The 10,821-nt window shown below is 63.9% G+C and carries 13 protein-coding genes and 1 tRNA gene; 4 read left to right on the top strand and 10 right to left on the bottom strand.

What is annotated here, in order from left to right:
• The first annotated feature begins 8 nt into the window (after positions 1-8).
• Positions 9-84 (top strand) — tRNA-Thr (locus VGG53_RS15305).
• Positions 85-170: 86 nt separating this feature from the next.
• On the opposite strand, the gene VGG53_RS15300 is transcribed toward VGG53_RS15305, so the two are convergent.
• A complete protein-coding gene (locus tag VGG53_RS15300) occupies positions 171-914 on the bottom strand; it encodes a hypothetical protein (RefSeq protein ID WP_331518911.1) in 744 nt (247 codons plus the stop codon).
• 128 nt (positions 915-1,042) lie between these two features.
• Here VGG53_RS15300 and VGG53_RS15295 point away from each other — a divergent pair, with 128 nt between their 5' ends.
• The 3 genes from VGG53_RS15295 to VGG53_RS15285 are packed head-to-tail and all read left to right on the top strand — an operon-like array spanning position 1,043 to position 3,912.
• Positions 1,043-1,762, top strand: coding sequence for a response regulator transcription factor (locus tag VGG53_RS15295; RefSeq protein WP_331518910.1), 720 nt, complete (start codon positions 1,043-1,045; stop codon positions 1,760-1,762).
• 6 nt (positions 1,763-1,768) lie between these two features.
• Positions 1,769-3,205: a HAMP domain-containing sensor histidine kinase gene (locus tag VGG53_RS15290; RefSeq protein WP_331518909.1), complete on the top strand. Its 1,437-nt coding sequence runs from the start codon at positions 1,769-1,771 to the stop codon at positions 3,203-3,205.
• Positions 3,206-3,222: 17 nt separating this feature from the next.
• A complete protein-coding gene (locus tag VGG53_RS15285) occupies positions 3,223-3,912 on the top strand; it encodes a hypothetical protein (protein WP_331518908.1) in 690 nt (229 codons plus the stop codon).
• Here the strand turns inward: VGG53_RS15285 and VGG53_RS15280 are convergent, their stop codons facing one another.
• The 9 genes from VGG53_RS15280 to VGG53_RS15240 form a co-directional block, all read right to left on the bottom strand.
• Positions 3,913-4,323: an HIT family protein gene (locus tag VGG53_RS15280; RefSeq protein WP_331518907.1), complete on the bottom strand. Its 411-nt coding sequence runs from the start codon at positions 4,321-4,323 to the stop codon at positions 3,913-3,915. It lies immediately after the preceding gene.
• 93 nt (positions 4,324-4,416) lie between these two features.
• On the bottom strand, positions 4,417-5,265 hold the full coding sequence (locus VGG53_RS15275; protein ID WP_414688977.1) for an SDR family NAD(P)-dependent oxidoreductase: 849 nt from the start codon (positions 5,263-5,265) through the stop codon (positions 4,417-4,419).
• Between the two features lie 26 nt (positions 5,266-5,291).
• Positions 5,292-5,717 carry a nuclear transport factor 2 family protein gene (locus VGG53_RS15270; protein WP_331518905.1) on the bottom strand — a complete coding sequence of 142 codons (426 nt, stop codon included), beginning with the start codon at positions 5,715-5,717 and terminating at the stop codon, positions 5,292-5,294.
• A 5-nt stretch (positions 5,718-5,722) separates the two neighbouring features.
• The gene (locus tag VGG53_RS15265) at positions 5,723-6,850 is read right to left on the bottom strand and encodes an NDMA-dependent alcohol dehydrogenase (protein WP_331518904.1); all 1,128 of its coding nucleotides are present in this window, start codon (positions 6,848-6,850) and stop codon (positions 5,723-5,725) included.
• Positions 6,851-6,968: 118 nt separating this feature from the next.
• Positions 6,969-7,520 carry a nuclear transport factor 2 family protein gene (locus VGG53_RS15260; RefSeq protein ID WP_331518903.1) on the bottom strand — a complete coding sequence of 184 codons (552 nt, stop codon included), beginning with the start codon at positions 7,518-7,520 and terminating at the stop codon, positions 6,969-6,971.
• 6 nt (positions 7,521-7,526) lie between these two features.
• Complete coding sequence (locus tag VGG53_RS15255) at positions 7,527-7,745, bottom strand: ferredoxin (protein ID WP_331518902.1); 219 nt, start codon at positions 7,743-7,745, stop codon at positions 7,527-7,529.
• Positions 7,746-7,757: 12 nt separating this feature from the next.
• Positions 7,758-9,128, bottom strand: a complete 1,371-nt coding sequence (locus tag VGG53_RS15250) for a cytochrome P450 (protein ID WP_331518901.1) — start codon at positions 9,126-9,128, stop codon at positions 7,758-7,760.
• Positions 9,121-9,951, bottom strand: coding sequence for an SDR family oxidoreductase (locus VGG53_RS15245; protein WP_331518900.1), 831 nt, complete (start codon positions 9,949-9,951; stop codon positions 9,121-9,123). Before VGG53_RS15245 ends, VGG53_RS15250 begins: the two co-directional genes overlap by 8 nt.
• A partial coding sequence (locus tag VGG53_RS15240) for a cytochrome P450 (RefSeq protein WP_331518899.1) occupies positions 9,952-10,821 on the bottom strand: 870 nt, incomplete at its 5' end. It lies immediately after the preceding gene.

The following is a 10,821-nucleotide window of genomic DNA, read 5'->3' as shown; positions in this document are numbered from 1 at the left end:
GTCGGCCGGCCGCGTTAGCTCAGTTGGTAGAGCGTCGCCCTTGTAAGGCGAATGGCGAGAGTTCGAGTCTCTCACGCGGCTCCATCCCTGTCGGCGCTAGGACATACCGTCTCCAGCGGCCTCAGTATCCGAAGGCTAGCTCTCTGTTGTGACCCGGCCGGCCTAACGGCTCACTCGTCGGGGCCTGAGCTCTCGTGGTCGATGATGCGCTGCGAGCGCACGGTCCGAGTCGAAGTGCGCCTCGACGGACGGCGACCGGGCAGCGGGATCCGCTCGGCGATGCTGCTCAGCGGGTTGACCACCAAGGTCAGCGACATCACCGCATCCTGCAGCGTGGCAATGGCCGGCTCCAAGGCCTCCATCCCGGGCGCCAGCCGGCTCAGTGTGTCGGCGACGTCGGCGAGCTGCTCCAGCGGCCCGTTGCGGGCGGTCAGCTTGTCGATCAAACCGCCTTCGGAAAGCAGCCGATCGGCCAGCCCGTCTTCGGCGAGCACCCGCTCGATCAGTCCGTCGTCGGCGGTCAGTTGGTCCACCAACCCGCCGGGCTTCAGCGCGCGCTCGAGCCCACCGCCCTCGGCGGTCAGTCGATCGAGCAGGCCGCCCTGCGAGGTGAGCATGTCGACGACTCCGCCCGGGCGCAGCAACCGATCGATCGGCCCATCGGTGGCAAGGGCTCGTCCGAGCGGTGCGTCGTCGTCCAGCAACCGAGCCAGCCTGTTGGCCCGGGTAATCGCGTCGTCGATGCCCAGCATGTGCGCGACCGCGTTGGATCCGCTCGCCGTGCCCGGATCGCCCAGGGTTCGGTGTGCCATCCCCAGCGCCGACGTCGCAAGACCTAGGCCCGCGTCGGCGGCGGCGAGTCCGACTCGCACCGGCGCGGTGGCCAGGTTTGCCAGACTCTTGCCGAGATTCATTCCCCGAGTCTATTCAGGCGGGGCGATATCCTGTGGACATTGGCCGGGATCGGGCTGGCACTGAACTCTCAGGCGCAGCACAGCCAACGTGCAGCATTCTTTTAGTTAAGTGCGAGGGAATTGAACTCATGGCCGCACTACTTGCAGAAGAATCAGTACCAGAAGCACGGGTTCTCGTCGTCGACGACGAAGACAACATCGTCGAACTGCTGTCGGTCAGCCTCAAATTTCAGGGCTTCGAAGTCCACACCGCAACCAATGGAGCATCGGCGCTGGATTTGGCTCGCGAAGTCAAGCCGGACGCCGTGATCCTCGACGTGATGATGCCCGGCATGGACGGCTTCGGGGTGCTGCGCCGGCTGCGCGCCGACGGCATCGACGCGCCCGCACTGTTCCTCACCGCCCGTGATTCGTTGCAGGACAAGATCGCCGGGCTGACCCTGGGCGGCGATGACTACGTCACCAAGCCGTTCAGCCTGGAAGAAGTCGTCGCCCGGCTGCGAGTGATATTGCGCCGCACCGGAAAAGGCATTACCGAGAACCACCAGGCGCGACTCACGTTTGCCGACATCGAACTCGACGAAGACACCCATGAAGTCTGGAAGGCCGGCGAGCCAGTGTCGTTGTCACCCACCGAGTTCACGCTGCTGCGCTATTTCGTGATCAATGCCGGGACAGTGTTGAGCAAGCCGAAGATCCTGGATCATGTGTGGCGTTACGACTTCGGGGGTGACGTAAACGTCGTCGAGTCTTATGTGTCCTATCTGCGTCGCAAGATCGATACCGGTGAGAAGCGCCTGCTGCACACCCTGCGTGGCGTCGGCTACGTGCTGCGGGAGCCTCGATAACCGGCTATGCCGCGACAATTTCGAATCGAACTGCCGCTGCGCGTGGCGCTGGTCGCCGCCACCCTGCTGCTGGTTGCGTGCGGCCTGACAGCGTCGGGCATCGCGGTGACCTCGATCCTGCGTCAGCACCTGATCGCGCGCGCCGACCAAAACCTGGAAGAGGCGTCGCGCGGTTGGGCGCAGGCGCCGAAAGGCGCGCTGAAGGTGCCGCACGGGGCCAATCTCGACCGCCCGCCGTCCAACTTCTACGTGCGCAGCCTCAGCTCCGACGGTCGTAGCCGGACCGTCATCAACGACCGGCACGCCGAGCCGGTCCTGCCGGCCAACAACGACGTCGGACCCGAGCCGACAACCGTTGGATCGATCGACAACTCGGGCGTGCAGTGGCGGGTGGTGTCGATGCGGGGGCCCAATCGACTGATCACCGTCGCCTATGACCTGTCCGAGATCCAGCACACCGTGCGTTCGCTGGCCTGGTTGCAACTCGGCATTGGTGTGGCGGTGCTGCTGGTCGTCGGCTTAGCGGGGTGGTGGGTCGTGCACCGGAGTCTGCAACCGTTGATGGAGGTCGAACAGACCGCCGCCGCGATCGCTGCGGGTCAGCTCGATCGCCGTGTCCCCGAGCGTGATTCGCGAACCGAGGTGGGTCGACTTTCCGCTGCGCTCAACGGAATGCTCGCACAGATCCAGCAAGCGCTGGCATCGTCTGAGTCCTCTGCGCAAAAGGCGCTTATCTCCGAAGACCGAATGCGCCGGTTCATCACCGACGCCAGCCACGAACTGCGCACACCGTTGACCACGATGCGGGGTTTCGCCGAGTTGTACCGACAGGGCGCCGCGCGCGACATGGAGATGGTGATGTCGCGCATCGAGAGCGAATCGCGGCGGATGGGCTTGCTCATCGACGACCTTTTACTGCTGGCCCGACTGGATGCGCAGCGCCCGATAGAACGCAACCGGGTGGATCTGCTGGCGCTGGCCACCGACGCCGTGCACGACGCGCAGGCGGTCGCACCCAACCGCACGATCATCATCGAGGTGCTGGACGGGCCCGGTACCCCTGAGGTGCTTGGCGACGAGGCCCGGTTGCGTCAGGTGCTCGGCAATTTGATGACCAACGCTCTGCAGCACACTCCGGAAACCGCCGATATCACCGTGCGCGTCGGCACCGACGCCGAAGATGCGATTCTGGAGGTCACCGACAAAGGTCCCGGTATGAGTCAGGAAGACGCAATGCGCGTGTTCGAGCGGTTCTATCGCACCGACTCCTCGCGCGCCAGGAGTAGCGGCGGTACCGGCCTGGGGTTGTCGATCGTCGACTCGCTGATCCAGGCCCACGGCGGAACCGTGAACGTCACCACTGCGCCCGGGCAGGGTTGCCGGTTCTACCTCAGCCTGCCCCGTATCGCCGACGTGCCCGCGCGGGCGGGTTCAGCCCGGTAAGCAGCAGGCCCCCACCGATGGCGACTCCCGATAACGATTCAATCGGCGGTGAGGATTCGGTGCCTGCGATCGTCGCGTTGTTCCAGGCTGAACGGACCGAGGTGCAAAGCATCCTGGGACATGCGCTGTCGCTGATCAGCATCCTGGTGGCCTATTCCACCGTGGTGGGCGCCGTGTGGGCAACCAGACCGGACACTGTCCCGCACGCTTTGGTTCCGGTCGTTCCAATACCTCTGTGGATGGTCATCGCTTGGCATTCGCAGTTGAACAGTCGAGTATTCGCGCACAATCAAGCGATAGTCCTTCTCGAGCAGAAGCTGCTGGATCACATCCCCAGCATCACGTATCCGACGAGGTTGTGGCTCGGCCATACCAGTGGACGGCTGGTGAATGAGATCCCAATACTGTTGAAAGAAAAGAGATATGCGATCGCGGCGGCCGCCATCATCACCTACGGTGGGCTGCTCGGCATCGTGCTGGCTCTGACAATCGCGAGTGTTGTGGTGCCCGTCGCCGTCAACCACGACTGGCAAGAGCTTGCCTGGGCGATGTCGGGTGTATATGTGGCCATGTTCTTGCTACTCGCGGCCTCGTACAAGTCGACCTTCGGGATCAACATCGACACCATGGACGAGTGGGCGAAATCTGCCCACGGTTCGTTTCCCGATCTGTTCAAGACTCGGCACGGTTATCACGAGCGAAGCTGATCAGCCTTCGCCGAGTTCGGCAAGCGCCGCTTTGATTTTCGCCTGCGCCTCGTCGAGGGCTTCCGCGGAGGGGTTGCGGTCGACGTTGGCGAAGCCGAAGTCGCTGAGGCTACGAGTCGGGAAGACGTGGACGTGCAGGTGCGCAACCTCGAGCCCGGCGATGATCACCCCGGCCCGGTCGACCTCGAACGCCCGGCAGACCGCCTTGCCGACCAGCTGGGCGACGGACATGATCCGGGCGAACACCGCCGGCTCGATGTCCTGCCACTGATCGATCTCGGCTCGCGGCACCACCAAGGTGTGTCCCTGGGTCATCGGCTCGATGGTCAAGAAGGCGACGACCTCGTCGTCCTCGTACACGAACCGGCCCGGCAGTTCGCCATTGATGATTTTGCTGAAGATAGTTGTCATAGGCGCCGCTCCTCCTGCCCTTTCAGGTCGCACTGCTCTGTCTATCGTCGCCGACGCGGGCCATCGCTTCAGCATATGTTGCGCTGCGAACGCCTAGGCAGCCCCGCCGTCGAGTAACGCGGACAGCTCCTCCACCGACCACGGCGGTGAGTCGTGATGGTTGCGGTAGCCGATCAGATCTGTTGTCGCTCTGGGGAATCGGCCCACGAAACCGCCTGAGGCGACAAAGATTTCGCCGGTCAGGCGGTTGGCGAGATCGCTGGCCAGATAGACATAGACCGGCGCGGCGTGATCCGGCCCTGCAACGTCCAGCGCACCCTGCATGGAAACTTCGTCAAGCAAGCCTCGCCGGTGCAGGTCGGTGATGTGCGCGGCGTAGTCCGGCCCGGTGGACAACCGGGTCTTGGCGCCGGGGCACACCACATTGGCCCGCACGCCATGCTCCTTGAGTTCCGCGGCGATGGCCAGCGTCAGGCTGTTGACCGCGCCCTTGCCGGCCGGGTATCCGGTGCCGCCGTAGTCGCCGAGGAACGCGAACGAGCCGCTGTTGACGATGCTGCCGCCGCCCTGCGCGACCATCTTGGGTGCTGCGGCCCGGCAGGTCGCAAACACCGTGCCCAGGTGCGCGTCGAGCAACTCCGCGAACTGCGCTGAGCTGATGTCGAGGATGGACGAGCCCGGCGGCTCGGCGATGCCAGCGCAGTTGATCAGGATATGGATGCCGCCGAACTCGTCAATACATCTGTCCACCAACGATTCTGCTGCCCACTGATCGGACGGCGAACCGGAATGAGCGACGGCACGCCCGCCGGCGGCGGTGATCTCTTCCGCGGTGGCGTGGGCGGCCTCGGCGTCTCGGCCGTTGACCACGACACCGGCGCCGCGCCGCGCCAACAGAGCCGCAACGGCCGCCCCGACGCCCCGCGACCCGCCGACCACCACCGCGCCGCGGCCGGCGAGCAGTGCGGTCACTCCTCGTTGCCGAATGTCATCATGTCGAGGTTCCAGTAGCCGCGCATGTTCGCGATCAGGCCCGCGTCGTTGACCCGGTAGGTGAACACGCCCCGCACGCTGCTGGTGATTCCGTTGTCAAACTTGCTGCGCAGCACCAAGACATGTGCGACCTCGTTGGGATCGCTGGATGCAAAGGTCTCCTCGCAGGTGATCTGCAACTGGTTGGCCGCGATGTTGGTGTCGTAGAACTCCGCGACGCCGTCCTTGCCCCGCACGCCGGTGCCGTCGGGGTTGGTGACGGACTTCCCGATCGGATCCTCGACGACGACATCGTCGGCCATCAGCGCCAGCCAGCCTTCTCGGTCATGGGCCTGGACACAGCGCCACGACGACTGTGAGGCGCTCACAGCGGGGGACTCTTGGACGGTTTCCTGCGACATGGCGTTTACCGGTCGGCGTCCGTGTAACGGATGACGCCGCGAATGTTCTTGCCGTCCAACATGTCCTGGTAGCCGTCGTTGATCTGCTCCAGCTTGTACTGACGGGTGATCATGTCGTCGAGGTTGAGCTTGCCGGCTTTGTACATCGACAGCAGCTGGGGGATGTCGTACTGCGGGTTGCCGCCACCGAAGATGGTGCCCTGCAAGTTCTTTTGCATCAGGGTCAGCATCGCCAGGTTCAGGTTGACGTTGTTGTCCAGCAAGCTGCCGATGGCGGTCAGCACGCAGGTGCCGCCCTTCTGGGTCAGGATCAGGTAGTTTTCCACGTCCGCGCCGTGCAGCTCGCCGACAGTGACGATAACCTTGTGCGCCATTAGGCCGTGGGTCACTTCCATGATTCCGCCCATTGCGGAGTTGATGTCGGGATAGACGTGCGTCGCGCCGAACTTGAGGGCCTGATCGCGTTTCCACTCGACCGGGTCGATCGCGAAGATGTAGCGAGCGCCGGCGGTGGCCGCACCCTGCAGCGCTGCCATGCCGACCCCGCCGACGCCGACGATCGCGACGTCCTGGCCCGGCCGGATGTCGGCGGTGCGAACCGCCGAACCGTAGCCGGTGGTGACACCACAACCGACCAGCGCGGCAACCTCAAACGGGACTGAGGGGTCGATCTTCACCACCGAGCTGCGGTGCACGACCATGTACGGGGAGAACGTCCCAAGCAGCGTCATCGGGAAGACGTCCTGGCCGCGGGCGTGGATGCGGAACGTGCCGTCGGATACCGCGGCGCCGCCCAGCAGCCCGGCACCCAGGTCGCAGAGGTTGCGCATGCCGGCCTGACAGGTCGGACACTGGCCGCAGGACGGGATGAACGACAGCACGACGTGGTCGCCCGGTGCGATGTCCTCAACGCCGGGGCCCACTTCGGTGACGATGCCGGCGCCCTCGTGGCCGCCGAGAACCGGGAAGCCGCCCATCGGGATACCGCCGGTGACCAGGTGGTGGTCGGAGTGGCACATGCCGGCCGCTTCCATCTGGATCTTGACTTCGTCCTTCTGGGGGTCGCCGATCTCGATCTCCTCGATCGCCCACGGCTGGTTGAACTCCCAGATCAGCGCACCTTTGGTCTTCACCGTGAACCTGCTTTCGTCATTGAACGTCGGTTGAGGACGGCCCGAGCTCCAGGCAAGCAACCGCTTGGTCAAGTGTAGGTCAGCGGGTGACCCCGGTCACCAGGGGAGCCGTACACGATCACCAGAGGGGCACCGGGGCCTGTCCCAGTGGGTAGTAGCCGGGCAGCTTCTCACCGGCCACGCTTCGTTCGATGCGTTTTTGCATGCCGGTGCTCAGATCGCCGGACTCGATCAGGTTGCCGAACATCTTCGCGACGTGTCCGAAGTCGAAGAAGTCGCGCTGCCATTCGATGAGCGCGTTGTCGTTGAGCCGGAACCAGCTGCCGCCGATGCCGTAGATCTCGTCCTGGCTGCCGTCGGTCTTGTTGACGATCTGCTTCCAGAAGCCGACGATTTCACCCTGTTTGTCGTCGATGAGGACCTTCTGGTACTCATACACCCAGTTCTCCAGGCCCTGCATTTCCAGGCCCAGCGCGACGTCGCGGATCTCGTCGACCCCGACGCACATCACGTCCTCCTTGGGTCCGATGTTCCAGCCGTAGGTCGCTTCGGGAGCGTAGAAGTCTGCCAGCGGTTGCCAGTCGCCGGCCTTTTCGCAGTCCTTGTTGGCCTGCAGCCAGCGGTCGACCCATGCCTCGAGTGTTTCGCGCGAGTGTGACGGCTTCGACATTTTGAGTCAGTCTCCCTTGTCTTCTTGGATCGATAGAGCTTGGGTTGGGCACATCTCGACTGCCCGCTCGACTTCGTCGCGGGCCTCGTCCGGGGGTTCTGGATCGAGGATTTCGACTTTTCCGCGTTTGGGCACCCGGAAGTAGTCGGGTGCCTCCAGCTCACACATTGCGTGACCCTGGCACAAATCCAGGTCTGCGACGATTCTAAATCTCTTTGTGCTCATGAGTTTTGACACCTAAGCGCCGCGTTTGCGGTAACGGACCTTGGCCGGACTGGCGAGCTGCACGACCATCTTGGAGTGGTCGTTATGGTAGCTGTCGGCAGGTTGCGCCATCTCGAAAGCATACTCGCGCAGCAGAACCGAGAAGATCGCTTTGATCTGCATCTGCGCGAAAGCGGCTCCTACACAACGATGTCGGCCCGCACCGAACGGGATCCAGGTCCATCTGTTGGCGGTGTCAGCCTGCTCGGGCTTGTTGTAGCGGTCGGGCCTGAACGCATCGGGGTCGGGGAAATCTTCGGGAATGCGGTTGGAAATGGCCGGAGATGCGGCGACGTAGTCGCCGTCGTGAATCGGAAAGCCGGCGACCTCGAATTCGCCTTTCGCGACCCGCATCAGAATGATCAGGGGCGGGTGCAGACGCAGGGTCTCCTTGACCACGTTGTCCAGCTTCGGAATCTGGCGCAGCGCATGGAAACTGACCTCTTGACCGTCGGAGTACAGCTCCTCGAGTTCGGCAAGCACCTCGGCGTAGACGTCGGTGTGGCGGATCAATTCGATCAACGTCCACGCCGACGTGCCGGAGCTGGTGTGGTGTCCGGCGAACATCAGCGAGATGAACATGCCGGTGACTTCGTCCGCGGAGAACCGGGGATCGCCCTGTTCGTCCTTGATCGACACCAGCACGTCGAGCATGTCACGGTCGGCCTTGTCGGCGGGCGGGTTGGCGATCCGCTGATTCATGATTTCCTGAACCAGCGCAACCAATTTCACCCGCGCCTCATCGCGACGCTTGAAGCTTTCGATCGGAAGATACGGGTCGACGTAGCACAGCGGATCCGTGCCGCGCTCCAGCTCGTGGTAGTACTCAGCGAACCGGTGGTCGAGCTGTTCGCGGAATTTCAGGCCGATCAGGCAGGCCGTCGACGTGTAGATGGTCAGCTCGGCGAAGAAGTCCAGCAGTTCGATCTCGCCTTCGTCGCCCCAGTCGGCGATCATCTTCTTGACTTCGCCCTCGATGGTGGCGGCGTGGCCCTTCATCTGTTCGCCGCGCAGGGCGGAGTTGTGCAACATCTCCTTGCGCCGCTCAGGGCTGGCGTCGAACACCACGCCCTTGCCGAAAATCGGTGTCATGAAGGGGTATGCCTCGGCCTGGTCGAGGTCCTCGTCGGCCGAGCGGAAGAAGAATTCGTTGGCCTCGGCGCCTGACAGGAAGATGACGTGCTTGTCGACGAGCTGGAACCAGCCGACGTCGCCGCACTCCTCGCGGATGCGCTGCATCAAACCGATTGGGTCGGTGCGGAATTCCTTGAGGTGGCCGTGTTCCTCCTCGCCGCCGGACACCCGCGGCACGATCGCTGTGTTCGCCGTTGTTGAATCAACCATTTCCTGGTATCCCCTCTTCGCCGAGCGCGAGTTTCTGACGGTCCTTTTTACCGGCCAACGGGGCCTCGGGCTGAAGCTCCATGTTCGCGATGAAGCCACCGCGCGGTGTCTCGGCGACGAAGGTGATGGCACGCCCGAGGTCGGCTGCGCGCAGGAAGTAGTCGTGGCGGGCCTGGCCCCATTTGGCCCAGTCCTCCAGTGCGGGGCCGATCTTCTCGGCCGGCAGGCTCCAGCCCATCGAAGTCTTGGTCGGGCCGGGGTGCACGATCGAGGCGCGCACGCCGGTGCCCTCGAGCTCCATCTGGAAGTTGGTGACCATCGCCACCAGCGCGGCCTTGGCCGCGCCGTAGGCGCCCATATGGGGCCGCTGGCGCAGTGCCACATCGGAACCGACGAAAATCAGGTCGCCGCGTTGCCGGTCAAGCATGCCCGGCAACACCGCGGTGGCCAGCCGGTTAGCGCCGACGAGATGAATCTGCAGCTGCGACTCGAACTCGTCGGTGGTGATCTCGGCGAGTTTGCCAAAGTAGGTATCGCCCGCACCGGCCACCAGCACCTCGATGTCGCCGAGCGCATCCACCGACTGTGCGACAAACGATTTGACCGAGTTCGGGTCGGTGACGTCCAGGTGGAAGCCGACCGCCTCGCCGCCGTCGGCGTTGATCTTTCCGACGAGGTCGTCGAGCTTCTCGACCCGGCGGGCACCCAGGGCGACTGGGAAGCCGTGCTCCGCGAGTTCGATGGCGGCGGCCTCACCGATGCCGGAGGAGGCGCCTGCCACAATTACCGGCCGGCGTTCGGGCAGTGGCTCAAAGCGTGGCATTCAGCGGACCTCCAAACTCATTGGTAGGTGAGCGAATCCGCGGACATTGCTGGAGTGGACGCGGACGGCGCTGGCCTCGTCCACTTCGTAACCGCGGATTCGCTCGAACAACTCGGTGAGGGCAACACGGGCTTCCATCCGCGCGAGATGCGCGCCCAGGCAGAAGTGTGCCCCACTGCCGAAACTCAAAAGCTTGGAACCGATATCGCGCCCGATCAGGTAGTCGTCGGGATTCTTGAACACCCGCGCGTCGCGATGCCCTGAGCCGGGCAACAACAACAAGACGTCACCATCAGGGATCGTCGTGTCGTAGAGGGTGAGTTCTCCGGACACCGTGCGGGCCAGGATTTGGCTGGAGGTGTCGTAGCGCAGGGTCTCCTCGACCCACAGCGGGACGCGGGACAGATCGTCGTAGACCGGCTCCAGCTGATCGGGATTCCTGTGACCCCAAAATGCCGCGTTAGCAAGAAGTTTGGTGGTGGTCTCATTCCCGGCGATCACCATGAGGAACATGAAGCCCAGGACTTCTTCGTCGGTGAGCCGGTCTCCGTCGATCTCGGCTTCCAACAGCGCCGAGGTCAGATCGTCCGTCAGCTTCTTGCGCCGCTCGGCCACCATCTGCTGGTAGTACACGATCAGGTTGAGAGAGGCCTCGATCGCCTCCGGCGGTACATCGTTGACGCCCTCTTCGCGGTGCATCACGCCGTCGGCCCAGGCCCGGACCTGAACTCGATCCGGCTCGGGGACACCCATCAGCTCCGAGATGACGTCCATCGGCAATTTCCCGGCGAACTCGTCGACGTAGTCGACCGTTCCGCCCTCGGCCCTTTCCAGCATGGTGTCGAGATGCTGTGTCGCGATCTCGGTCAC

It is taken from the genome of Mycobacterium sp. (genome assembly GCF_036490025.1).
Classification (GTDB): Bacteria; Actinomycetota; Actinomycetes; order Mycobacteriales; family Mycobacteriaceae; genus Mycobacterium.
This window is presented reverse-complemented; position numbering and strand designations above follow the sequence as displayed.

What these genes read in the sequence shown, in the direction of transcription:
- VGG53_RS15300 (WP_331518911.1), bottom strand. Translation starts at nt 914, where the DNA reads ATGAATCTCGGCAAGAGTCTGGCAAACCTGGCCACCGCGCCGGTGCGA.
- VGG53_RS15295 (WP_331518910.1), top strand. Translation starts at nt 1,043, where the DNA reads ATGGCCGCACTACTTGCAGAAGAATCAGTACCAGAAGCACGGGTTCTC.
- VGG53_RS15290 (WP_331518909.1), top strand. Translation starts at nt 1,769, where the DNA reads ATGCCGCGACAATTTCGAATCGAACTGCCGCTGCGCGTGGCGCTGGTC.
- VGG53_RS15285 (WP_331518908.1), top strand. Translation starts at nt 3,223, where the DNA reads ATGGCGACTCCCGATAACGATTCAATCGGCGGTGAGGATTCGGTGCCT.
- VGG53_RS15280 (WP_331518907.1), bottom strand. Translation starts at nt 4,323, where the DNA reads ATGACAACTATCTTCAGCAAAATCATCAATGGCGAACTGCCGGGCCGG.
- VGG53_RS15270 (WP_331518905.1), bottom strand. Translation starts at nt 5,717, where the DNA reads ATGTCGCAGGAAACCGTCCAAGAGTCCCCCGCTGTGAGCGCCTCACAG.
- VGG53_RS15260 (WP_331518903.1), bottom strand. Translation starts at nt 7,520, where the DNA reads ATGTCGAAGCCGTCACACTCGCGCGAAACACTCGAGGCATGGGTCGAC.
- VGG53_RS15255 (WP_331518902.1), bottom strand. Translation starts at nt 7,745, where the DNA reads ATGAGCACAAAGAGATTTAGAATCGTCGCAGACCTGGATTTGTGCCAG.
- VGG53_RS15250 (WP_331518901.1), bottom strand. Translation starts at nt 9,128, where the DNA reads ATGGTTGATTCAACAACGGCGAACACAGCGATCGTGCCGCGGGTGTCC.
- VGG53_RS15245 (WP_331518900.1), bottom strand. Translation starts at nt 9,951, where the DNA reads ATGCCACGCTTTGAGCCACTGCCCGAACGCCGGCCGGTAATTGTGGCA.